The organism is Streptomyces sp. NPDC003247, from assembly GCF_042888135.1.
Taxonomy (GTDB): Bacteria; Actinomycetota; Actinomycetes; order Streptomycetales; family Streptomycetaceae; genus Streptomyces.
Genome location: NZ_JBIAPF010000010.1, coordinates 117,170 through 140,446, shown reverse-complemented (window position 1 = coordinate 140,446; position 23,277 = coordinate 117,170). Strand labels below are relative to the sequence as shown.

Annotated in this window: 18 protein-coding genes and 2 pseudogenes; 11 read left to right on the top strand and 9 right to left on the bottom strand. The window is 71.8% G+C overall.

Annotation, left to right across the window (positions count from 1 at the left end):
• Positions 1 to 10 precede the first annotated feature (10 nt).
• Positions 11 to 433 (top strand): YbaB/EbfC family nucleoid-associated protein, encoded by a 423-nt coding sequence (locus ACFYWQ_RS30475; RefSeq protein WP_389520762.1) that lies wholly within the window; start codon positions 11 to 13, stop codon positions 431 to 433.
• A complete protein-coding gene (locus tag ACFYWQ_RS30470; protein WP_389520760.1) occupies positions 426 to 773 on the top strand; it encodes a hypothetical protein in 348 nt (115 codons plus the stop codon). The genes ACFYWQ_RS30475 and ACFYWQ_RS30470 overlap by 8 nt, the downstream gene beginning before the upstream one ends.
• A gap of 57 nt (positions 774 to 830) precedes the next feature.
• On the opposite strand, the gene ACFYWQ_RS30465 is transcribed toward ACFYWQ_RS30470, so the two are convergent.
• Positions 831 to 1,676, bottom strand: coding sequence for a ricin-type beta-trefoil lectin domain protein (locus ACFYWQ_RS30465; protein ID WP_389520758.1), 846 nt, complete (start codon positions 1,674 to 1,676; stop codon positions 831 to 833).
• A 658-nt stretch (positions 1,677 to 2,334) separates the two neighbouring features.
• Between ACFYWQ_RS30465 and ACFYWQ_RS30460 the strand changes: the two genes are divergently transcribed.
• Both ACFYWQ_RS30460 and ACFYWQ_RS30455 read left to right on the top strand, forming a co-directional pair.
• Complete coding sequence (locus ACFYWQ_RS30460; RefSeq protein ID WP_389520756.1) at positions 2,335 to 11,640, top strand: glycosyltransferase; 9,306 nt, start codon at positions 2,335 to 2,337, stop codon at positions 11,638 to 11,640.
• A gap of 61 nt (positions 11,641 to 11,701) precedes the next feature.
• Positions 11,702 to 12,346: a type VII secretion system-associated protein gene (locus ACFYWQ_RS30455; RefSeq protein ID WP_389520754.1), complete on the top strand. Its 645-nt coding sequence runs from the start codon at positions 11,702 to 11,704 to the stop codon at positions 12,344 to 12,346.
• Between the two features lie 75 nt (positions 12,347 to 12,421).
• Here ACFYWQ_RS30455 and ACFYWQ_RS30450 read toward each other — a convergent pair whose 3' ends face one another.
• Positions 12,422 to 13,123 carry a TetR/AcrR family transcriptional regulator gene (locus tag ACFYWQ_RS30450; RefSeq protein WP_389520753.1) on the bottom strand — a complete coding sequence of 234 codons (702 nt, stop codon included), beginning with the start codon at positions 13,121 to 13,123 and terminating at the stop codon, positions 12,422 to 12,424.
• Between the two features lie 93 nt (positions 13,124 to 13,216).
• Positions 13,217 to 14,035: an oxidoreductase gene (locus tag ACFYWQ_RS30445; protein ID WP_389520751.1), complete on the bottom strand. Its 819-nt coding sequence runs from the start codon at positions 14,033 to 14,035 to the stop codon at positions 13,217 to 13,219.
• A gap of 306 nt (positions 14,036 to 14,341) precedes the next feature.
• Between ACFYWQ_RS30445 and ACFYWQ_RS30440 the strand changes: the two genes are divergently transcribed.
• Entirely contained in the window at positions 14,342 to 15,268 is a 927-nt protein-coding gene (locus ACFYWQ_RS30440; protein ID WP_389520749.1) for an alpha/beta hydrolase, read from the top strand.
• Positions 15,269 to 15,290: 22 nt separating this feature from the next.
• Here ACFYWQ_RS30440 and ACFYWQ_RS30435 read toward each other — a convergent pair whose 3' ends face one another.
• On the bottom strand, positions 15,291 to 15,719 hold the full coding sequence (locus ACFYWQ_RS30435; RefSeq protein WP_389520747.1) for a hypothetical protein: 429 nt from the start codon (positions 15,717 to 15,719) through the stop codon (positions 15,291 to 15,293).
• Between the two features lie 416 nt (positions 15,720 to 16,135).
• On the opposite strand from ACFYWQ_RS30435, the gene ACFYWQ_RS30430 reads away from it, so the two are divergent.
• The 3 genes from ACFYWQ_RS30430 (at position 16,136) to ACFYWQ_RS30420 (ending at position 18,708) form a co-directional block, all read left to right on the top strand.
• Positions 16,136 to 17,323 (top strand): NAD(P)/FAD-dependent oxidoreductase, encoded by a 1,188-nt coding sequence (locus ACFYWQ_RS30430; RefSeq protein ID WP_389520745.1) that lies wholly within the window; start codon positions 16,136 to 16,138, stop codon positions 17,321 to 17,323.
• Between the two features lie 43 nt (positions 17,324 to 17,366).
• Positions 17,367 to 17,684 carry a hypothetical protein gene (locus ACFYWQ_RS30425; protein WP_389520743.1) on the top strand — a complete coding sequence of 106 codons (318 nt, stop codon included), beginning with the start codon at positions 17,367 to 17,369 and terminating at the stop codon, positions 17,682 to 17,684.
• A gap of 127 nt (positions 17,685 to 17,811) precedes the next feature.
• On the top strand, positions 17,812 to 18,708 hold the full coding sequence (locus tag ACFYWQ_RS30420) for an RNA polymerase sigma-70 factor (protein ID WP_389520741.1): 897 nt from the start codon (positions 17,812 to 17,814) through the stop codon (positions 18,706 to 18,708).
• A gap of 13 nt (positions 18,709 to 18,721) precedes the next feature.
• On the opposite strand, the gene ACFYWQ_RS30415 is transcribed toward ACFYWQ_RS30420, so the two are convergent.
• The 4 genes from ACFYWQ_RS30415 to ACFYWQ_RS30400 all read right to left on the bottom strand — a co-directional run bounded on the left by ACFYWQ_RS30415 (position 18,722) and on the right by ACFYWQ_RS30400 (position 20,859).
• The gene (locus ACFYWQ_RS30415) at positions 18,722 to 19,048 is read right to left on the bottom strand and encodes a hypothetical protein (RefSeq protein WP_389520740.1); all 327 of its coding nucleotides are present in this window, start codon (positions 19,046 to 19,048) and stop codon (positions 18,722 to 18,724) included.
• Between the two features lie 244 nt (positions 19,049 to 19,292).
• Complete coding sequence (locus ACFYWQ_RS30410; protein ID WP_389520739.1) at positions 19,293 to 19,712, bottom strand: arsenate reductase ArsC; 420 nt, start codon at positions 19,710 to 19,712, stop codon at positions 19,293 to 19,295.
• Complete coding sequence (locus tag ACFYWQ_RS30405) at positions 19,712 to 20,479, bottom strand: aquaporin (protein WP_389520738.1); 768 nt, start codon at positions 20,477 to 20,479, stop codon at positions 19,712 to 19,714. Before ACFYWQ_RS30405 ends, ACFYWQ_RS30410 begins: the two co-directional genes overlap by 1 nt.
• A complete protein-coding gene (locus tag ACFYWQ_RS30400; RefSeq protein ID WP_389520736.1) occupies positions 20,476 to 20,859 on the bottom strand; it encodes an ArsR/SmtB family transcription factor in 384 nt (127 codons plus the stop codon). Before ACFYWQ_RS30400 ends, ACFYWQ_RS30405 begins: the two co-directional genes overlap by 4 nt.
• Positions 20,860 to 20,941: 82 nt before the next feature.
• Here ACFYWQ_RS30400 and ACFYWQ_RS30395 point away from each other — a divergent pair, with 82 nt between their 5' ends.
• A complete protein-coding gene (locus tag ACFYWQ_RS30395; RefSeq protein ID WP_389520735.1) occupies positions 20,942 to 21,415 on the top strand; it encodes an ArsI/CadI family heavy metal resistance metalloenzyme in 474 nt (157 codons plus the stop codon).
• A 10-nt stretch (positions 21,416 to 21,425) separates the two neighbouring features.
• Here ACFYWQ_RS30395 and ACFYWQ_RS30390 read toward each other — a convergent pair.
• Positions 21,426 to 21,752, bottom strand: a pseudogene (locus ACFYWQ_RS30390) (Tn3 family transposase); the annotation flags it as partial.
• Positions 21,753 to 22,032: 280 nt separating this feature from the next.
• On the opposite strand from ACFYWQ_RS30390, the pseudogene ACFYWQ_RS30385 reads away from it, so the two are divergent.
• Positions 22,033 to 22,913 (top strand): annotated as a pseudogene (locus tag ACFYWQ_RS30385) (helix-turn-helix domain-containing protein).
• The gene (locus tag ACFYWQ_RS30380; protein ID WP_389520733.1) at positions 22,910 to 23,254 is read left to right on the top strand and encodes a DUF2255 domain-containing protein; all 345 of its coding nucleotides are present in this window, start codon (positions 22,910 to 22,912) and stop codon (positions 23,252 to 23,254) included. The pseudogene ACFYWQ_RS30385 and the gene ACFYWQ_RS30380 overlap by 4 nt, the downstream one beginning before the upstream one ends.
• Positions 23,255 to 23,277: the final 23 nt, after the last annotated feature.

The following is a 23,277-nucleotide window of genomic DNA, read 5'->3' as shown; positions in this document are numbered from 1 at the left end:
CAGGAGAGACATGAGTTCATCACTCCAGGAACAGCAGCAGCAGGCGCTCGACGCGTTCACGAAACAGCGCCAGGCGCTCATCGACGCCCGCGAGGAGATCCGGACGCTCTCCGTCACGGCCCGGTCCAGGGACGGTGTCGTGGAGGTGACGGTCGGCCATGACGGAACGCCGTCGGGGCTGCGCTTCCTCAACAACAGGTTCAAGGAGGTGACGGGACAGGCGCTCGCGGCCAGCGTGCTGGAGGCCATGGCGATGTCACGGTCCCAGATGACCTCACGTGCCATGGCCGTCCTCCAGGGCGCGGGCGGTGCCGCTCCCAGCGGCCTGGACGGCGGTGTCCTGGACCGTCTGGACCTGGGCAGGCTCCTCGACGGGGGTTCCCTGGAGGAAGTCCTCGCCCCGCGGCCCGCCGGGGGCGAGGGCCGTGGCTGACGACAACCTCCTCATCGCCGATCCGAGCCGCATCCAGGCGGGCGGTGGCGCCACCGACCAGGTCGCCGACCTGACGGACGGTGCCGCCGAACAGTTCGCGGACAACACCGCGTTCGACCCGGCGGACCCGCCGTGGGGCAACGACTCGTACGGCAAGCAGTACGTCCAGAACTACGTCCCGGTCCACAACCTGCTCCGGGACGGCATACGGAGCCTGGCGCAGGCCATGCGGAGCGCCGCGACCCTCACGGTCGACTCGGGCAAGAGCTTCGAGAAGAACCAGCACGACAACACGGACGCGGTCGACAACGTGCCCGGCGTGCACGGCCACCGGGTCTGAACGGGCCTCGCGGACCCGCTTCCTCTCCCACTCACACGAGAGGAAGCGGGTCAGGACCTACTTCTTGGACCACTTCTGATTGTCGGTGCCGGCGCAGCTCCACAGCTGGAGGCGGGTGCCGTTGGCGGTCCGCTCGTCCTTCACGTCCACGCACTGGTCGTTGTCGCTGAGCACGCTGGTGAGGTCGTGCCGGGCATTGAGCCGGAACTGCTGGGCCGGCCCGCCGTTGCAGGTGGCCAGCTGTACGACGGTGCCGTTGGCGGTCGACGCGCCCGCGGCGTCCATGCAGAGACCGAAGGCGCGGATCGAGCCGTCGGAGGCGAAGGTCCACTTCTGTGCCGACGATCCCGTGCAGTCCCGGATCTCCAGCGGCGAGCCGTCCTTGCCCTGGCCGCCCGCCACGGTGAGGCAGCGCCCGGACGCGTGGCTGAACACCATCACGCCCGAGCTGCTCGATCCGCTGGATCCGCTCGATCCGCTGGAGGAGGACGGAGCCGTCGTGTGGGAGGCCGGGGTCGCGGCGTCCTGGGCCGAGGAGCCGTTCGCGGAGGACGAGGTGCCGTGGCCCGTCGACGTGCCGTCCGAGGTTTTCGACGACCCGCCGGACGACGAGCCGTGCGCACCGTCCTCGGCGGTGCCGGACCCGGCGTGCTTCCCGTCGCCCGTCTGGCTGTCGCCCGTGCGACCGTCCGTGTGCTTGCCCTGGCCCGCACCGGACTTGCCGGCGGACGGCAGCGGCAGGGCGCCCGGGACGTTCCCCTGGGCGGTGCCGTCCCCGGCGGGGTCCAGCAGGGTGGCGGCGGGGTCCGCAACGGCCTTGTCGTGGGGGGCGCCGCTGCCGCGCAGGCCCACGAGGACACCTGCCACGAGCACGACACCGGTGACGGCCGCCACGGTCAGCACGGTGCGGTGGGTGCCGCGCAGGAGGACGCGAGTGCCGCGGCGTGCCGTCCCGGCGGCGGCAGCGGCGCCGACCGATGCGGCCTGCTCGAACGTGGCTGCTTCGGACGCGGCCTTTGTGGCTGTGGCCTTCGGGGTTGCGGCCTTCGGAGTCGCGGCCTTTGGGGCTGCGGCCTTCGGGTCTGCGGCCTTTGGGGCTGCGGCCTTTGGGGCTGCGGCTTCTCGGGGTGCGGCCTCGGCCTCGGCGTCCCGGCCCACGGGCCGAGTGGTCACGCCCTTCCGAGCGCCCGGGGTGCGTGACGGCGTCGCCGTCGACTCCGTGGACAGCGGGGGGACTCGTTCCCCGGCGTCGGGGCTCGCGGCCGTCGTGGCACTCGGGACGACAGGGGTTCTCGCCGGAGCCGCGCGGGCGGGCCGCGGCGGGTCTGGTGACTTCATGTGCTTCCTTCCGAGGGAGCGCGGATCAGGATCTGGTGCGCAGGTTTCGGCACACCCGCCTACTCCCCTGTCCGCACAGCGTCGACCCACATACCGCAGGCTACAACACGTGTGAGTTAAGACTCATCGGGTCCGCACAGCCGGAGCATGCGAACCAGACGCACATGTAGACACGTATAAATAATCGGTCGGCGACCGTTGAACGTGCACAGGTGGAGACGTGGTGACTGAGGAGCCCTGGTACAACCCGATCGTGGTCTTCGTGTCGGGTATGTCCGTGCCGCTGGGTTCCTCGGAGCGGGTGCGCAACGAGGTGCAGGTGCCCCACCTGGAGCTGGTCACGTTCCTGGACGAGTTCCAGAACCTGGTCGCGCAGGTCACCGGGGGAACCGCCCAGGGGGCCAACGGTGACTGGCCGGAGGCGTACGTCAGCGCGATGAAGACGTTCCTGTCCGGGGACGGCGCGGACTACGTCTCGGGGCTGCGGGACACGGCGGCGCAACTGGCGGACGGCGCGCACGAGTTCGCGTACCAGCTCGACTACACCAACCTGATGATCGTGCTCCAGGTGCTGGCGTTCCTGGTGGAGTGGGCGATCACCCTGATCATGTGGGAGTGGAACCCGATCGGGGCGGCCATCGAGCAGGCCATCCTGCAGCAGGTGTTCAAGGTCCTCTTCGGCAACACCCTGCGGCGTTTCCTCACCCATGCCGCGATGACGATGGTGACCAACGTCGCGCTGTCGTCCGCGCTGGACGGGCTGGCCCGGTGGATCCTCGCGCTGCGGGGCGAACACACCTCCCAGGGGGATCAGTACCGCAAGAGCGCGGCGCTCTCCGGTGCCGTCCAGGGTGCCTTCGGCGCCGCGGTGCCGCTGCTGACCGGCCCGATCAAGAAGCTGATCTCCAAGGGCTTCTCTCCCTCGGCGACGAAGTCGATGCAGGAGTCGATCGAGAACGCCCTGAAGCACCCCAGCCCCTCGGCCCCCTCGACCCCCGCGCGGACCGTGACGGAATTCGCCGACCCCAGCGGTTCGTTCGGCCCCGGGCTGGCCGCGCTCACCGTCCCGATGCGGGTCGGTCTGCTGCATGACGTCGTGTCGAAGAAGGCGCAGAACGAGTTCCGCGACGCGGTGGGCGACCAGTTCGAGCGTGCCTTCGGCACCCGGCTGGGTTCGGATCTGGCGCGGGAGATGGGCTCGGACTGGGCCTCCGCGTTCCTGGCCCACGCCAACGGCAAGGACCTGTCGGCGGCCCTGAAGTCGACGCTGGGTCCGATGGAGAAGCTCGGCACCAGGTACGACCCGCTGCGGTCGGCCCTGTCCGACGGGGTGGCCGAGGCCATGCCGTCGGTCTGGAAGGAGAAGCCGCCGCACCTGCTCGTGGACACGGCCTTCAGCATGGGCCACCAGAACCTGTCCGAGGGCGTCGTCAACTACATCGAGCAGGGCGAGTTCACGACCAGCAAGGAGACCACCTTCGGCGCCCTGGGCGGCGACGTCCTCGGCCATGCCAAGCATCCGGTCCTGGCCGGTGTGCACGGCGCCCTCAAGAGCGCGCTGCGGCACATGGACGTCAAGCTGCCCCAGCTGCTCGTCACGGGGCACGTCAACACCGCCGACGCCGACGGCTTCACGGCGCCGCCGCCCGCGTACACCCCGTACGTCACCGACAGCGGGACCGGCCTCGGGGACACGAACGGAGGAGAGTTCGTGCCGCCGCCGACGTACAGCGCGGCGACCGGCGACTCGCTCACGGCCCCGCACCTCGACGCCCCGTCCTTCGACTCCCCCACGCTGCACGCCCCGCCCCTCGACACCCCGGCGCCGGGCCTCCAGAGCCCTGGCGGGACGACGCCGCCGACCGGCACGAACACCGGGTCCGCCGGTGCGGCCGCCTCGGCCTCCGGTTCCGGTACGAACGCCGGCACGAACACCGGGTCCGCCGGTGCGGCCGCCTCGGCCTCCGGTTCCGGTACGAACGCCGGGGCGGGCGCCGCCTCCCCGGCGGGTGCCCCGGCCTCCGGAACGCCCTCGGCGGGCGGCGGGGCGGCCCCACGCCCAGGTGTCCCCCAACCGTCGGCCGGCCAGGCGCCGCCGTCCGCCCCGACCCGTATCAACACCACGAGCGCGGCCGGCGGCGGCCGGTCCCTCCTGGAGGCCCAGGCGGACACCGAGCGGCCGGCACCGGGCACTTCCCGTCCGGACGACCTCTCCGCGCAGGACGCCACGCCCCCGCCCCGCCACCTCGCCACGGAGTCCTCCGGCACCGAGGAGACCCCCGACCACCAGGAACCGGCGGCCCCGGAGAACCGTACGGACCCGGGAGTACGGACACGTCCCGAGGCACGGGCGAGCAGCCGTCCCCACGACGACGTCGGACGCACGGTCCACGACACCCCGGCCCCCACCACGGCACACCGTCCGAGCGGCCTCGGCCCCGCGGGCGCAGCACAGACGCCGCGTCAGGACGCGGCAGCGGCACACGAGACCGCGACACACCCGGAGCAGCCGTCGCGACAGGCGGACGAGCAAGAGCCGGTGCGGGACGGCCGGCACCGGGCGGACGGACCGCAGCCGGTCCAGGACGGTCGGCGGCAGAGCATCCCGGTGCCGCCCGGCAGGTCCACCGACGCACCCCACCCGGTCACGACCTCGTCGGCCACGGACACGCATGCGCCGTCGCCCGCCGACAAGGGCAAGGGCCGGGCCACCGACCCCGGTCTCCCCGACGGGCGCTTCGGGACGCCGTCCGAGCCCGGGCGGGTGCTGTCGGCGGACGAGGCCGACGCGGTGCTTGACCGGCTGCGGGAAGAGCTGGACGTGGACACCTACCGGCATGTCGTCGCGCGGGCCTCCGCGATCACCGGCTCGGTGATCGACATGCCGTTGAGGCTGGACGGAGGGCTGTCCGACACCAGCCCCGCCGCCTACTCCGTGCTCACGGACGTCGCCGTCATCCTGGCCCACCACCTGGACGACCCCGAGACCGGGCTCCACCTGGCCGGCGAGCACGCCCGGTCCGTACGCGACGAGTGGAACCTGCCCCGCGCCCCCGCCAGGGGCCTCGGTGGCGCCCCCGACCGTACCGGCCCCCCGCACGGTGGCGACCGCCCCCGGCGCGTCCCCGAGCCCATGCCCCTGTCCCCGGAACCGCCGACCCTCGGCGAGCAGTCCGAGCCGTCCCAGCCGTCCCATCTGTCTCCGCCGTCCCCGCCGTCGCCCGCCGCCGAGCTGCTGTCCTCGCAGGTCGATCTCGGCACGACCGAGCGCGGCCGGGTCGTCGGCGAACTCGTGGAGCGGCTCAACAACGGTGAGCTGAGCGCCGCACGCATGCTCGTCAAGCGGGCGGCGGACCGCGTACGGGAAGAGCAGTCGCCGGAGTCCCGCGACAACGCGATCGCCCTGCACGCGGAGATGACCCGGCAACTGGTCAACTTCTCGACGCTGCTGGAGGAGTCGGGCGCCGATCTGCCCTCCTTCGTCGAGGTCCCCAAGGAGATCAACCTGATCTGGCTGGGCCGCCCGATGTCGGTGGAGGCGGTCCGCCATGTCCTGGCGTGGGCCGAGACGGCCAAGAAGTCCGGGTGGACGGTGAACCTGTGGTCCGACACCACCACCTCCGACCTCACCGGCAAACCCGTCAGCACCTGGAACGCGTCGCACAAGCGGGCCATCCAGGCGGTCGGCGTGCACATCCGGGAGGCCACGGAGCTCCTGCCCTCCGCCAAGCCGGCCGGCCTGTTCTCCTTCCGCGCCAGGCCCGCGGAACTCGATCCGCGGATGGCCAAGCTCCGCGACATCTACTTCAAGGCCCGTACCCGCCCGGCCGCGCTGCCCATGGCGTCCGACGTGCTGCGGTACGCCATCCTCAAGACCCGGGGCGGGGCGTACCTCGATGTCGACATCGCTCCCGGACGGGTGTCCCTCGACACCCCGCCGACCCGGGTCGGGTCGACGGACGTGCCGTTCCTGGCGCCGATCATCCGCGACCAGAACCAACTGGTGCTCTCCCGCGTCGAGATCGCGGCGGAACAGGGCCGCCGCCCGGAGGACGTCACCCTCGGCGAGGTGGTGCGCCACCGGCTGGGCAACGCCGAGTACGGCAACAACCTCATCGTCGTACCACCGAAGTCCGCGTTCATGGACGCCGTGGTCGACGCGATCTCCGACTCCGTACGGGAGCTGGACGTCGCGGACCTGGAGGGCAACGGCGCGTTCATGACGGGCCCCAGCGTGCTGGCGCGTGCGCTGAGCAACCACATCGAGTCCTTCGGGCTGGGGCGGACGACCCTGCTGGAGGAAGCCGCGCTGCTCGACCCTCGCGAGATGTACCGCTGGGAGGGCGTGGACTGGATCACCGACGAGAGCGACAACACGGACTACGAGCACACCCTCCTGGGTGCCTCGGGCCCGGGAGGACGGCCGACGGCCCCGCAGCCCATCGCCACGGTCGGTACCCTCGCCCACACCCAGGCCGCGGACACACCCGACGACGGACAGTCCGGAACCCGGCCCCTGGACAAGGGCAAGGGCCGTGAGATGCCCTCGCGGCCGCCGGTTCCGCACGACCCCGCCCGGCTGCTGACGCCGGAGCAGGGGGAGCAGGCGCACACGCGGCTGAGAGCGGAACTGTCCGAGGACGCCTACGGGCGACTCGTCACGCGGGCCTCGGGGATCGTCGGCTCCGTGATGCACATGCCGCCGCGCGTCGGCGGCGGACTGGCCGCCACCGACCCCGCCGCCCACTCGGTCCTGACCGACGTCATGGACATCCTCGCCCACCACGACGACCCCACCACCACCGCGAGCGACGCCGCCCGCGCCCACGCGCTCGCCGCCCGCGACCGGCTGGGCCTGCCCCCCGCACCCGCGAAGGGCCTCGCGGGCAGCACGACGACCGAGCAGGGCACCGACGAGGCCGCCCCCTCCCCCGCTGCCGATGCCGCTGCCGGACCGTCGCGCCGCCCGGACGACCCCGTGCCCGAACACGTCCTGTGGCGCCGGCTGTTCGACACCTCGGAAGACACCCGCCAGCCGCTCGCCGACATCAGTGCCGCGCGGGGGACGGAGCCGCCCGAGTCGGAGGTGACTCTGCGCCGCGCGGTCCACGACGAACTGGTACGGCTGCCGGGGCTGACCGTCGTGGTCGGTGAGGCCGCCAACTTCGGGCACCAGGCCGCGGCGACGATGATGCTGCAGTCACTCACGGAACTCGGTTACACCGGCCCCGTCCGGATCATCGCCCCGGACTCCGTACGGCAACGGCTCGACCTGCTGCTGTCGCCGTCGATGCGGGAACGGGTCGAGTGGGAGACCGACGAGTTCGACAACGCGGCCACCTACGCTCCCGGGCACCGTCCGGACAGAGGGCATCTGGTCTTCGTGGCGGCCAACGACGCACTCGTCGACGACAGCGGCCTCGCCTCGGACTTCCTCGACTTCAGCGGCGCCGAACGGGCCGTGGTCCTCAAGCCGTACGCGTGGGGCGAGGGCCACCGTCTGCTGTACGCCCGCAACGCCGACGGCACCGCGTCCGTCACCGATCTCCAGCAGGAGAACGGCATCTCCCGCAGCGCCCTGTACCACTACGAGGTGCCCCGTCCGACCGGCGCCGCCCTCGACGACCTGATCACCGCGCAGGCGCCGTCGACGGCCCACGCGACGCATCTGCTCCAGATGGTGCGTGCCGTCAGCGGCGGCGCCCTGGAGCTCATGCCCGCCTACGGCCTGCACAACCTGCACACCTCCGAGCGGGCCTCCGTCCTGCCCGCACTCGCGGAAGGCATCCACGCCGCGGGGCTGCCGACCCCGGCCGTCATCCTGGCCCTGGGCAACGCGACCGTCGCCCACGCCCCCGAGCACCGCGCGGACTGGCTCCGGCACCACACCCTCGACAGCCCCGGGCTGTCCCGCGCGCTCACCGACGCGGGGCCCGGTGACGTCATCGTCGTCACGGCGGGATCGCTCCCCCAGGAACTGTTCCGGCAGGTCTACCAGCTCGGCTCCCTGCCGGCCGTCGTCGAAGGCGCCAACACCACCAACGCCCTGCAACTCCAGGGCCGCCCCTACTTCTCCGTCCGCGCGGACCACACCCCCTACGACCCCCTCGCCGGGACCCCGCAGGACGAGGCGGCCGTCAGCGCGCTGCACGGCGTCACCGGCGCCCTCGTCCAGGAGACGCAGTGGGGCCGCGAGCAGCGGCAGACCGCCGCCTTCGACCGCTGGGAGGAGTCCGCCACCGCGATCAGCACGCTCAAGGCCCTCCAGCCGGCCGACCACCCCGTCCTGACCGTCGACGAAGCGGACCGCTTCCGCACGGTCATCGCCGCATCGAGCCTCGGGCCGACGGGTGCCGAACCGTCGTCGGACACCGCCCTGTTCGTCGCCGGCGACCCCGTCGAGACCGCGGCGCGGCTCCTGGGCACCGATCACCCCGACTGGGCGACGCTGAAGGAGTTCCTCACCCCGTCCGACCCCGGTGACTACCGGCGGGCCATGCGCCTGGAGGGCAGGTCCGTCACCCTCACCCCCGCACAGCGCGACACCCTGCTCGCCGTGATGCAGCACCACCACGACACCTATCTCGACCGACTCCGCGAAGAGACCGCCGACTTCTCCGTAGCCCCCGAGGCCGAGCACATCGCCACCATCGCCCGGGCCATCACCCACGCGGCCGACCCCGACACCACCCTCGGCGCCTACTTCCACCGCCTCCACCAGCAGGCCCACCACCCCGACAACGACCAGGTCCTCCAGGCCCTCGCCCATGTCCTGGCCACACCCACCACGCACCACACCGCGTCCACCCGGACAGAACTGGACGACGGCACTGACGACAGCAGCCACGACAACGCCGGCACCGGCACCGGCACCGGCACCGGCACCGACGTAGGCGACACGGACGGCAGCCCCAGGCCCGTCCCCCACCCCACGGGCCCCAGCGTCGGCACCCCCCACCACGCCACGGTCGCCCAGGACACGCACTCCGAACACGACACCGACGCGGACGCCGACCCAGATGCCGACACCGATGTCGACACCGGCACCGACACAGGCACCGACACAGGCCCCGAGGCCGATTGGGGCAACGTCGGCAGCCTCTTCGACGACGACACCCCGCCGACCCCCCTCGTCGACGAGGAGGCGAGGCCGAGCATCAGCGACTCCGTGTTCTCCGCTCTCGTGGCGCCGCTCGAACACCTCGACGGCCAGACGGAGTTCACCTCGGCCGCTTCTGCGGTGGACAAGGGCAAGGGACGCGCCCCCGTGCGCGAGGGCGACACGGGTGACGCTCGGGACGAGGGTGCGGTGACCGACGCGGGCGCGGCGATCACCGAGGCCCGACTCGACCTGGCGCGGGCCGAGTCCAGGCTGAACCGGACCCAGGCGCGGTATCGGGAGGGCGTGGGGACGTCCTCGGACGACGACACGCGGCTGGTCCTGGCCCACGACGACCATGTGCGGGCCGGTCACGCGCTCTCGGAGGCGGAGGCGCACTGGTTCGAGGTGACCCAGGGCGAGCCGCTGCCGGAGGTGCGGCCGTACGAGGGGACCGGGCTGGGCGGAGGCATGCCCCTGAGGCGGTCCACCCAGAGCGTCGCGGACCGGGACCGGGTCGTTCGACCGGCGTCGCAGCACGCGACGCAGCCGTCGTCCGGTCAGCACCAGGGCGGCGTCGTGCGCCCGTCCGTCCCGGCGGAGTCGCCGCGCGACTTCGCCGCACAGTGGCACGCCCAGTACGGCGGATTGTCGAAGCGCCACAAGTTCGTCACCCTGCACGACAGCCTGGGCGACTGGCTTCAGGGCACCAGGCCCCTCTCCGAGGTTCTCGAGGACATCAACACGTTTCTGGAGTCACCCTCGACACGGACTGCCAGCAGTTCCAGCAACAACGTCAAAAGGCTGCGCGACAAACTGCTCGAAGCGGCCGGAGGCCCGCCGCCGCAGGGGCACGCGCGGCAGCAGCCGTACGCGAACCACGGGCGGAACACCTCGGTGGGCCGCCTGGACGTGGGCCACGACCTGGAACGCACCGACACCCGGGGAACTCACCGCAGCGACGTCTCGGCCGCGGGCAGCGTCGGTCGGGGCCGTTCGGCGACCCGTGAGTTCTTCGGGCGCATCGGAGACGCGTTCAGGCGTTCGGTCTCCCGCGGCGGCGGGCAGCGGGAGCAGCTCGTCCACCCCGACGGCACACTGCACCCGCGGTACACCGGCCACCAGCAGCCGTGGACGGGGCCCGCACCACAACCCCAGCGGCCCCCGTCGGCGACCGGGCACCACGCCCCCTGGACCGGCCCGCCACCTCAGCGACCGCCGTCGGCGAGCGGGCGGTACGTACCGGCCCGGCACCGGTCGCCCTCGTCGAGCCGCCCGGACACCGCACACGGCCACGGCCACCGGCGTTCGTCGAGCCAGGTCGGCATCGGCAGTCTCGTCGACTCGTTCCGAGCCATGGGTGTGGGACCCGTCCGGCACGATGGTCCGCAGGTGTCCGCGCCCCCGCACCTCCACCGGTCCGGCACGCTGTACACCCAGCCCGTCGGCAGCCACGCGGTCCAGCAGCCGACGTGGGCCCACGCGGCGCCCCCGGCACCACCGCGTTTCGTCCACCGGGCCATGGCCCCGCACCTGGACACCTACCTGTCCATGCCGCCGGAAAGGGCTCGGAGATGGCGTGAGGCTCCCCGCTACGGCAACCATCCGACCGGCCGTGAGGGTTCTGTCACGCTGGAGTTCCTGAGCGGGCTGGAGGAGGGCACACAGGAACATCACCGGCTCGTCGTGAACGCCATAGGACAGGGCTCCGTCACACAGCGCTCAGGGCCGCTGTCGCAGGAGCAGCAGACGTATCTTCAGGGCCTGCACCCCGCGCTGTCCTCGTTCTTCTCCTATCAGGCCGGACACAGCGACCGATTCAGTGATACCGCCGCGAACCGGAATCCGCACGTCGTGCGTTACACCGTCGGGAACTCCGGATTCACGATGCACGCGGACCCCGGCAACGCCTTCGCTCGCCATGCGGGCATCACCTACGCATCAGCACTCCGAAAGGTGCTGGGGAAGTTCGACGTCCCCGAATTGGACTTGCATGTCTCGCGGTACAACGACACGCATTTCGTCATCCAGCCCGACCTCACCGTGGAAGAGCACAAGATCCACACCACGGGCGTGCAGTCCATCGTTCACGACGGCCGGGTCGCCGCCTTCCTGGCCCCGTCGTCGATCGTGATCCTCGCCAAGAACGGTGTGTCCGAGGATGCCCTCATACACGAGATCGGACATGCCCTGCACCGGATCCGCAATCCCGCCCTCTACGAGGAGGTGGGCAACGCGAACTGGATCGACCAGAGGACGCAGCGGTTCGCCGCCGATGCCACCAGCAGCGCCGCGAAGCCCGGATACGCCGGGGAAAGCCCGTTGGAATTCGTGGCCGAGGTGTTCCTGCGCTTGGTCAAGGGGCAGTCCGTCCATCCGACGATGATGGCGATGTACGAAGCCTTCGGAGGAGCCATGCCGGACAGATAGACCACTTCCGGAAAAGGCGGTCGGCACGATTCCCCCAGCCCCTGCGAGACAGGAACTTCGTATGACGAACCAGCATCCGCTCACGGCACGCACAGCCCAGGCGCCCTCGGACGGCGTGTCCGGCGACGCCGGCTCCCTCGGCACACCCGTCCCTCCGCCCGACATCGTCACCGCGGCCCGCGTCGCCCGCGATCAGTGGCTCACCGAGATCGATCCGTTCTGCGCCGACGACGAGGAGGTGCCGCCCTGGGCCGTGGTCGGTGAGTGGCGGTCGGACGCCAGAGGGCTGATCGTCGACTGGCGCGCCAACGACGAGTACCGGCCCTCTCCCACGGCGCTCGGCTGGAGCGACCCGACGGACCCGGTGGACCGGGCCATGCAGTGGGCCGCCACCGGTTACGGGCCCGTCGAGGCGGTACTGGAGGCTCTGGCCGGGGCCGAGGAGGTCGCCGTCCTCGTCACGCTGGCCGGCACCTTCGTCACCGCGCTCTCCCAGGACGGCGCCGAGGTGGTGCCCGTCTACACGGCCGCGGACCAGTTGCTCGGCGTCGGCCGCCTGACGGTCCGTACCGCGCCCGTCGCCGACCTGCTGGACGCGCTGCCGGACGGCCACGAGTTCTATCTCAACCCCGCCGGCCCGGTCGCGATGCGCGTACGCACCGAGGCGCTGCGCGCTGCGCTGGATCCGTCGGGGGCGGCGTCATGACGACCTGGACCCGATGCGGAGGCTGCACGACAGCCGCCGGCACGCGCCGTGCGGCCGGTCGCCCCGGCCGCCGGCTCAGTGAAGGGCCAGCATCCCGGTGACGGCGATGTGCAGGATGCGGCCGAGCCGTTCGGCGAAGTCGACCTTGGTGTCGGCGAGTCCGGGGTCCAGCTGGGCTTCGGCGACGGCGTCCGAGGGGTGTGCGAAGGGCCAGAGCCCCGCCGTGCAGACCACGGTCAGGGAGACCAGTTCACGCGCCGTGGACGGGGTGAGTCCGGTGAGGTGACGCCGCAGCAGATCGGCCAGCTCACCCAGCAGCCTGACGTGGGCGAGCTTGAACTCGCGCACGGCGCCGGCGGAGATGTTCCGCTCCAGTTCGGACCCCAGCGCGCTGATCAGGTCGCACAGCAGGGACCGGCGGCCCAGCGACCGGGCCAGCAGGGCCGTGACCGCCTCGGTGTCCGCCGCGTCCGCCGCGTCCGCTTCGGCCCGCTCGGCGCGCTCGGCCCGCTCGGCCAGTTCGGCGGAGAGTTCCTCGATCCACCCCTCCAAGGAGCGGTTGAGCAGTTCGAAGAACACCGCTTCCCTGGTCTCGAAGTAGCGCACGACGTTGGTCTTGGACAGTCCGACCCGGCGACTGAGTTCGCGCAGACTGATCTCGCTGACCGGCAGCTCGCCCAGCAGTTCTGTCGCGGCGTCGAGGATGGCCTGCTTGCGGATCTCACGCTGCTCGGCGCTGCGCGCGCGCTGAAAGCCGGTAGGCCGGTCGTCTGTCATCGTCGCTTCCCCAGGAACCTCTCGCGGCCCGCGGCCGGTGCCACCTGCGGCAACCCTAAGCCCCGCCCCGTGCCCCGGGTCCGGAAGGACGGGTCATACGGACTCGCTCACGTGGCGCCACTGGGCGTCGCCGGCGGCGAGGGCCTCGGCCACCGCCCGGCCGACCTGGACGGCGTCCTTGCCGACCAGCAGGTGCAGCGGCGGCTCGTCGGCCTCCACGATCTCGAGGAGCAGCCGCGCGATACGGTCCGGGTCGCCCGGCTGCTTGCCGTCCTGGCTGCGGATGGCGGCGATGGAGGCGCCGACGACCTTCTCGTAGGGCTCGCTGACCGGCGGGGTGGCCATGGAGGATCCGGCCCAGTCGGTGCGCATGCCGCCCGGCTGGGCGACGGTGACCTTGATGCCGAGCGGGGCCACTTCCTTGGCGAGGACCTCGGAGAAGCCGCCCACCGCCCACTTGGCCGCCTGGTAGGCGCCCAGACCCGGCACGCCGACGCGTCCGCCGACGGAGGAGATCTGGATGATGTGCCCGGAGCGCTGCTCCCGCATGACGGGCAGGGCGGCCCGGGAGACGTTGACGACGCCGTAGAGGTTGGCCTCGATCTGGTCGCGGAAGGCCTGCTCGGACGTGTCCTCGATGGCGGCCATGTCGGCGTACCCGGCGTTGTTCACGACGACGTCGAGGCGGCCGAACGCGTCCACGGCGGCCTGTACGGCCCGTCGCGAGGCCTCGGCGTCGGTCACGTCGAGGGTGACGAGCCGGACCCGGTCGCCGTACTTCTCGGCGAGGTCGTCGAGGGGCTCGGTACGCCGGGCGGTGGCGACGAGGTTGTCGCCGACCGCCAGTACGGCCTCGGCGACGGCGCGGCCCAGACCGCGGGCACTTCCGGTGATCAGCCAGGTCCTGCTCATGTCGGTTGCCTTTCTCGCACTCGTCCGCTCCAGCGCCCCGAATAAAAGGCCACTGGACCTTTACTTGTTCCGACTTTAAAGGTCCAGTGGCCTCTTGTCGACTTCGAGGAGGGGAACCGTGAGCGGGGTCACAGACACGTGTGTGCGAGGGGGGTGGGTCGAGGGGGAAAGGTCGTTCCCAGGCAGAAACCTGTCTCTCCCGTCGACGGACGGGAGGACGGATGGTGGATGTGTGCCCGGCGGAACGGCCGGCACCGGACAGCTCCACTCCTCGCACCATCACCCCTCTGCTCAAGGAGAGTTCCCATGGCCAGGACCCGGGTCGGCTTCGTCAGCGCCGGTATCGAGATCGCCGCACACCTCTACACCCCCGACACCTCCACCGCCGAGGGTGGCCCGCATCCCGCGCTGGTGGTCGGCCACCCGGGGACCGGCGTGAAGGAGCAGACCTCCGGTACCTACGCCCGGCTGATGGCCGAGCGCGGTTTCGTCACCCTCGCCTTCGACGCCGCCTACCAGGGCGAGTCCGGCGGTCTGCCGCGCGGTCTGGAGGACCCGGCGCAGCGCGTCGAGGACTTCAAGGCCGCCGTCTCCTACCTCACCACCCTCGACGAGGTGGACGCCGACCACATCGGCCTGCTGGGCGTCTGCGCGTCCGGCGGCTACTCCCTGGCCGCCACCGGCGGTGACCACCGGGTCCGGGCCGTGGCCACGGTGTGCACCGCCGAGCCCGCCCGTCAGTTCCGCTACGGCGCCGACGGCTCCCAGGACCCTGCCGTCTTCCAGGCACTGCTGGACGCCGCCGCACAGGCCCGCACCGCCGCGGCGCGCGGCGAGGACCCCGGTGTGCTGACGATGTTCCCCGAGACCGCGGAACAGGCCGGTGCCCTCGGGGGCGAGCACGGGGTCGAGGGCTGGGAGTACTACTGCGGCGCCCGCGGGTACCACGAGCGCTCCGCGAAGTTCCTGGCCTGGGAGAGCGTCGACCGGATGGCCTCCAGCGACGTCTTCCGCGCCGTCCCCCTCATCGGCCCTCGCCCGATCCTGCAGATCATCGGCGAGCGTGCCGTCACCGCGTGGATGGCCGTCGAGGCCCACCAGGCCGCCACCGGCCCCAAGGAACTGCACCGCATTCCCGGCGCCAGCCACGTCGACCTCTACGACAGGCGCGAGTACATCGACCCGGCCGTCGACAAGCTCGCCGACTACTTCACGGCCCACCTCACCAAGTGACAGGCGGTGCGCCGCGGCCATCTCACTCGGCCCGCAGGGGTCCCGCGAACGACTTGCGCAGGGAGCCCGGGGCGACCAGGGGAAGCAGCGAGGCGAGCATCCTGCGCTTGAACGTGGTCGGTTCCCGCGTGAGTTCGACGTCGACGCGGGTGCCGTCGCCCTCGGGGGTCATCCGGAAGACCCAGCCGCCGCCGGGACCGAACACCTTGGAGTCGAGCGTGGTGATGGTGACCGTGTCCCCGGCCGGCTCCCACCGGTAGCGCGCCCGCTCCCAGGCGGCGGCGGTGCCCTCGGTGACCTCGGCCCAGGTGTCGCCGAGGTCGTGGACCACGAAGTGGTCGGCGTCGATGGTGGGCCAGGACTCGGCACGGGAGGGACCGAAGTCGGTCAGCACCCCCAGGACGTCCTTCGGGCCGAGCCGGGAGACGAGGTGGAAACGAACGACTGCCATGGGATGTCCTCACCAAAAAAGTAACTGTTCTGACCGGTGACGGAACCGTCCCATGACTCCGCGTCACCTGTCAAGGCGGTTACTTTAAGGGAGCGTGTTCCCGTAGGACTCCGTCAGGTCCGGGGGGCATCGGTACAGCCGTTGGCACTGAGAACGATCACGGTCCGATCGGCGCGAGCGCGCTGACGCGGTTCGCGTACTCGTGACGGGCCTTGCGCTGCGCCGGGATCGCTGAGGCGCCGTCGAGCGGTTGGCAGCGGGCGAGGAGTGCGCCGTGGATCGCCGGGGCGTCAGCTTCGGCCGAGGCACTCCGCGTGCCGTGCCCACGCCTGTGGAGTGATCTGTCTCACTTGCTGTCACAGGGGTCGATCAGACGGTGTCCTGTGCCCGAACCGCTTGAAACGAAGGAGGACACCGTGACCGGGAACACCGATGTGGTCGTGATCGGCGGCGGGTACGCCGGCGTCTTGGCGGCCAATCGCCTGACGAAGCGCGACGACGTGACAGTGACTCTGATCAACCCGCGTTCGGCCTTCGTCGAGAGGGTTCGCCTGCACCAGGTGGTGGGCGGGTCCCACGCGGCGGTCGTCGATTACCGGGAGATCCTGGGTGAGCGCGTCCAGCTGGTGGTCGACACCGTGGCACGGATCGACGCCCCTGGGCGCAGCGTGGCGTTGGCGAGCGGGGACACGGTCGGCTACGACCATCTGATCTACGCGGTGGGTAGTGGAAGCGCCGGCTCGCGCGTGCCCGGAGTGGCGGAGTTCGCCTACCCGATCGCCACCTTGGAGGAGGCACAGCGGCTGCGGACGGTCGTCGACGCCGCTCCCGCGACGGCCGCGGTGGCGGTGGTGGGAGCCGGGTCGACCGGTATCGAGGTCGCCGCCGAGCTGGCGGAGGCCGGCCGCGCCGTGACCCTGGTGTGCGGCGAGGTGCTCGGCCCGTATCTGCATCCGCGGGTTCGGCGTTCGGTGGCCAAGCGGCTGGCGGCGCTCGGTGTGAGTGTGCTCGAAGGCCCTGACGCGAAGGTGACGGCGGTGGCGCGCGACACCGTGGGACTCAGTGGCGGACGCGCGCTGCGGAGCGCGGTGACCGTCTGGACCGCCGGGTTCGGTGTGCCGGACCTGGCAGCGCGCAGCGGGCTGAGCACCGATGCCCTGGGCCGCCTGCTCACGGACGAGACGCTGACGAGCGTGGACGACGTGCGCATCGTCGCGGCCGGGGACTGTGCAGCGCCGTCGGACATGCCGCTGCGAATGAGCTGCCAGACCGCTCGTCCGCTGGGAGCGCACGCTGCCGACACGGTGCTGGCCCGGATCGCGGGTGCGCAGCCCGAGGCCATCGACGTGGGTTTCTTCGGCCAGTGCGTCGCCCTGGGCCGTCGCGCCGCCACCGTGCAGATCGCCTCCAAGGACGACACCGCGAACAGGTACTACATCGGCGGTCGGCTTGCCGCAGGGATCAAGGAGCGCGCGTGCAGGGGCGTCGTCGAGGAACTGGTGGACGAGGCGCGCAAGCCCGGCTCGTTCACCTGGGGGTTCAAGGATGACAAGCGCCGACAGCTGTTGCAGGCCAAGCAGAGCGAGGCGCTGACGACTCGCTGAAGGGCAGCCTCGGCCTGGGCCGCGGTGGCCGGTCGGGTCGGCCGTGAACGGAACTCCAGGCACGGCCGCGAAGGGCGCCGCCCAGCCGGCCACCCTTGCGTCCGTCTTCCTCGTGGCCACCCGGCGCGGCTCCTCGACCGGGCTTCCCGGCCTGCTCTCCGGGCTCGGCGTGCCGCTGCTGTACGTGGCCTCCTCAACCGGGGCGGCCCGGGCGAGGTGTGCACGACGACCGCCGACAGCCAGTCGTGCGTGGGCGAGTACCACCCCGTGGTGGTGGCTGGCCGCGGGCGTGGTCGTCCTGCTCGCCGGGGTGGTGGTCGGGGTGGGGGTGGTGCGGCAGCGCCAGAGGAACCTGCAGTGAGCTGTACGGCAGGCGGGGCGGATCGAACGGCTGCCAGCGAAAAGGACCGTGCCAAGGACCGTGTTGTGGAGGCACACTCGCATGCCTTCGGCAACCACGGCCGGCCGCGAAGGAGAGAGATCGGGATATGAGCGACCATGCCACCGACGCGGCGACGGAGACGTTCGTCGCCCACCGCAACCTGCTCTTCACCGTCGCATACGAGATGCTCGGATCGGCGGCCGACGCCGAAGACGTTCTGCAGGAGACCTGGCTGCGATGGGTCAAGGTCGATGTGGAGCACGTGCGCGACCAGCGCGCCTACCTGGTCCGGATCACGACCCGCCAGTCGCTCAACCGGCTGCGCACCATGAGTCGCCGCAAGGAGACGTACGTGGGCCCCTGGCTGCCCGAGCCGCTGATCACGGCGCCGGACGTGGCCGAGAACGTCGAACTCGCCGAGAGCATGTCGATGGCGATGATGCTCGTCCTGGAAACGCTGTCGCCGACGGAGCGCGCGGTCTTCGTGCTGCGCGAGGTCTTCGACGTCGACTACGACGAGATCGCGGCCGCCGTCGACAAGAGCCCCGTGGCCGTCCGCCAGATCGCGCACCGCGCCCGCCGGCACATCAACGCCCGCCGCCCCCGCTCGGTGGTCTCCGTGACCGAGACCCGGGCGGCTCTGGAGTCGTTCCAGCGCGCGCTGGAAACCCGGGACCTGCAGGGGCTGCTCGACGTGCTCGCGCCCGGGGTCGTCGTCGTCAGCGACGGCGGCGGCATCAAGCAGGCCGCGCTGCGTCCGATCACCGGCGCCGAGAAGGTGGTCCGCTTCCTCGCCGGTGGCCTCGCCAAGACCGATGCCACGATCACCCTCGGCCCGACCGTGGTCAACGGCAACCCGGGATTCGTCTTCCGCCTGGACGGCGAGATCGACGGCATCATGGCGGCCCGCGTCGAAGACGCCCGCATCACCGGCCTGTACTACGTCCGCAACCCGCAGAAGCTGACCCGCATCGACTCCGAGACCCCGCTCACCCTGCGATGAACCCCGGCTTCCCCTACGGGTCACCGTTCCGGGCCTGCGCAAGCAGCTGGGCCACCAGGTCGTCGGAGCCGCCTTCGGCCTGCCGGGCCAGGTCGTCCAGCACGGTGTCGCCGTCGAGGACCTGCGCGGTGAGCCGTTCCATCAGCGCCGGGTCGGTGCCGCCGCCGGGCCCGGTGATGCGGGCGCGGACCGGACGGCGGGGGCCGATGATCTGTGCGTCGTCGGACCCGGCGGTGTCTTCGTCCTCAGCGAGCGCCCGGTACAGCGTGAGGGCTTTCTCCGGCTCGGGCCGGGTCTTGATGCGGGTGGAGATCTTCTCAGCCTCAGAGAAGATCCGCACTTCCCGCTCCGGGTGCCGCAGGGGCTCCCGGCTGGGGCTTCACACTTCGGACAGCCGTTTCGTTCTACCGCGTTCGCGGCTTGATCGGGCGCCAGATCCACTCGGGCGGTGTGTCAGAACCGTCTCGCACAACACGCCGGTTTGGAGAGGGTTTCTGCGAACGGCTGGTAGATCGCCAGAACCTGCTCGGCGTGCTCCGGCCGCATGGGCGCGATACGCGCGCCGGTGTTGGTGCCGGTGGCCGTCACGCCGTGGGCTCGATGCCGAGTTCGGCGAGCAGGCCGCGGATGCGCTGCTCGATCTCGTCGCGGATCGGCCGGACCGCCGCGACGCCCTGTCCGGCGGGATCGTCGAGCTGCCAGTCCAGGTACCGCTTGCCGGGGAAGTAGGGGCAGGCGTCGCCGCAGCCCATGGTGATCACCACGTCGGAGGCCTGCACGGCCTCGGTGGTGAGTACCTTCGGGGACTCGGCCGAGATGTCGATGCCGACCTCGGTCATGGCCTCCACGACGGCCGGGTTCACGGTGTCGGCGGGGGCGGAGCCGGCCGAGCGGACCTGGACCTGGTCTGCGCCGAGGTGGGTGAGGAAGGCGGCGGCCATCTGGGACCGGCCGGCGTTGTGCACGCAGACGAACAGCACGGACGGGGTGGCGGGGGTGCTCATCAGGCCAGGGCACTTTCTTCGGTGGAACGGGCGGGGGGTTGCTGACCGTCGTGGGCGACGACGACCTCGTCCTCACCCGCGGCAGCCGGGCGGCCGAAGCAGACTGCGACCAGGACCAGACCGGCAGCGGCGCCGAGCAGCTGCGCGGCGAGGAACGGCAGCACGGAGGTGGGGGCGATGCCCGCGAAGGTGTCGGTGAACGCCCGGCCGATCGTGACAGCCGGGTTGGCGAAGGACGTGGAGGAGGTGAACCAGTACGCCGCGCCGATGTAGGAGGCGACCAGCAGCGGCGCCAGGTGCGCGCGGCCGGCGCGGGCCAGGCCGAAGATGAGCCAGACCAGCCCGGCGGTGGCCACGACCTCCGCCAGCCACAGGTGCCCGGCCCACCGCTCGTGCGTGGAGAAGGCCACCAGCGGCTTGCCGAACATGGCGTCGGCCAGCGCCGCGCCGCCGACCGCCCCGGTGATCTGGGCGGGCACGTACGCGGCGACGTCGCGCAGGCCGGGGCCGTCGCCGGTACGGCGGCCGGTGAACCAGGCGGCCAGGGTGACCACGGGGTTGAAGTGCGCCCCGGACACCGGGCCCAGGAACGCAATGAGCACGCCCAGGCCGAAGACCGTGGCGAGCGAGTTGGCCAGCAGCTGCATCCCGACATCGTGGGTCAGTTCGGTGGCCTGGATCCCGGAGCCGACCACCACCGCGACCAGAGCGGCTGTCCCCAGCCCCTCGACGGCGGCCCGCCGTATCAGCGGCGCGGGCGCGCTCACGCGGGCGTCTTCGCGGCCATGGCGGGAATCTCCAGCAGGGCGGACAGCTTCGCCAGGGCCTCGGGGAGCACCCAGTAGTACACCCACGTTCCGCGCCGCTCGGAGCCGACCAGCCCGGCCTCGCGCAGCACCTTCAGGTGGTGGGAGATCGTCGGCTGGGAGACGTCGAAGGGGCCGATGAGGTCGCACACGCACGCCTCGCCGCCCTCGTGGGAGGCGATCAGCGACAGCAGGCGCAGCCGGATCGGGTCCGACAGCGCCTTGAACATCCGCGACAGCTCGGCCGCGGCCTCCTCGCCGAGCGGCTCGCGGACCATCGGCGCGCAGCACGCCGTCTCGTCGTCCTGCCCAAGCATCGGCAGACCAGCTTGTTTCGACATTCCTCAATATTGACAGTCGTCGATCCCGGTGGCAAGGTCGGCTGTATCGACAGACGTCGAAACAAGTCGTGGGGAGACCGCCATGTCCCGTGTCCAGCTCGCCCTGCGCGTCGCCGACCTCGAAGCCTCGATCGCCTTCTACTCCAGGCTGTTCGGCACCGAGCCGGCCAAGCGCCGCGAGGGGTACGCCAACTTCGCCATCACCGAGCCCCCGCTCAAGCTCGTCCTCATCGAGGGCGAGACCGGCGAGGACACCCGCCTGGACCACCTCGGCGTCGAGGTCGCCTCCACCGAGCAGGTCAACGTCGCCACGACCCGGCTGAAGGACGCGGGGCTGGCGACCTTCGAGGAGAACGACACCTCCTGCTGCTACGCCCTCCAGGACAAGGTGTGGGTCACCGGCCCCGGCAAGGAGCCGTGGGAGGTCTACGTCGTCAAGGCCGACGCCGACCGGCTGGGCAAGAGCCCCGTCTCCGGCGGTGACGCCTGCTGTGCCGGTCAGGAGGAGAGCACCGAGCCCGCGCCGGCGGCCTCGGGCTGCGCCTGCGGCAGCTGAACGCCGCCGCTCACGCTTCTTCCGGCTCGTCCTCCTGCGCGGCGTCCGGGTCGCGCAGCGGGCGCAGCCCCTGGCCGGGGCCGCCGGCCTTGATGTCGAACAGGTAGCGGCCCAGGAAGTTGATGTGCCGGTCCTCGAGCGGGGAGGGGCGGGCGACGTCCTCGTCCTCGATGTCGTGGCCCTCGGCGCGCGGCTGGGCGACGGCGGCGTCGAGGTAGCGGGTGTTCCACAGGACGACGGCGCTGAGGACCGGGCCGAGGGCGGCGAGCTGGTCCTCCTGACCCTCGCGGCACGCCTGGCGGATCCGGCCCCGGCCGCCGTGGCAGATCACGCGGGCGCCCGCCCCCGGCACATCCGTTCTGGAACGACCATTGAAGCGAGGGGCCAACGCCGGGCGGCCCGGTCTCACAGGTGTGCCCCGCCACCGTGGTGCGATCCGTCCCACGTGTCTGCGGTGACCGGGCGGGGCCCGTACCGTCCGGGAGCCGGAGCCACCAACCACCAACCACCAGCCGCCAGCCGCCAGCCGCCAGCCGCCAGCCAGGGCTCTGCCTGGGAAGAAACCTGCCCCCTCACACCTGTCCCGTCGTCGGTGCGGGGGTATGACACTGGGGCATATGAAACCGACATCCGACCCCCACCTGGGTGCCTTTCTCCGGGCCCGCCGGGCCCAGTTGACCCCGAGCGAGTGCGGGCTGCCCGAGACGGACTCCGCCCGCCGGGTCACCGGACTGCGCCGCGAGGAGGTCGCCCGGCTCGCCGCGATCAGCGTCGACTACTACACCCGCCTCGAACAGGGCCGTGTCCGCGCCTCCGCCCCCGTGCTCACCACCCTCGCGCGCGCCCTGCGCCTCGACGACGACCAGCAGCGGTACCTGTACGAACTCGCCGGACGGAGCGACGCGCCCCCCCCCCCCCCCGCCGCCGACCCGCCCAGCGGACACGTCCCGCCATGCGCCGCCTGCTGGACCAGCTCACCGAGACACCCGCACTCGTCCTCGGCCGACGCCTGGACGTCCTGGCCTGGAACCCGGCCGCCGTAGCCCTGTACACCGACTTCGCCACCCTGCCGACGAGCCGCCGCAACTACGTGCACCTGCTGTTCGCGCACCCCGCGTTCAGGGAGCTGCACCCGGACTGGCGGCACGACGCCCGGGACGCGGTCGCCGCGCTGCGGCTGGAGGCCGCGGCCGACCCCGACGCCCCGGAGCTGGCCCGGCTCGTCGGGGAACTGTCGCTGCGGGACACGGACTTCCGCCGCTGGTGGGCCGAACACCGCGTCAGCGGCGCCGGACACGGCACCAAGCGCTACCGCCACCCCCTGGTGGGCGACCTCACCCTCGACTGCGACACCTGGTCCGCCCCCGACGACTCCGGCCAGCGCCTGATGGTCCTGACCGCACAGACCGGCAGCCCCTCCCACGACGCCCTGCGCATCCTCACCTCCTGGAACACGGAGCGACCGAGCACCGAGCGCGCCGAGGATCTGAGCCGATGAGCACCTGGACCCGCGAAGAGCTGTCCCTGCTCACCGAGACCTACTCCCTTGTCCTGACCGCCGGAGACGAGGCCGGGGAGGGTGTGGAGATCGGCATGGCGGTCGCCGACGGCACGCTGTACGTCCGCGCCTACCGCGGTGTCCGCTCCCGCTGGTACCGGGCGGCGCGGCAGGCCGTCCGGCGGCCCCTTCGCCCGGACCGTCATCTGCGCACCGCTCCCGGACGGGCCGGACGCACCCGTGTACGCGGCGAACTGACCCGCGGCGGCCACGGCACGGCGGCATACGGGATCGCGGCGGCCGAACGGGCAGCACCCCTACGGCGGCCCGCCGCCCGATGAGGGGAAGACTCCGCTCAGACCTC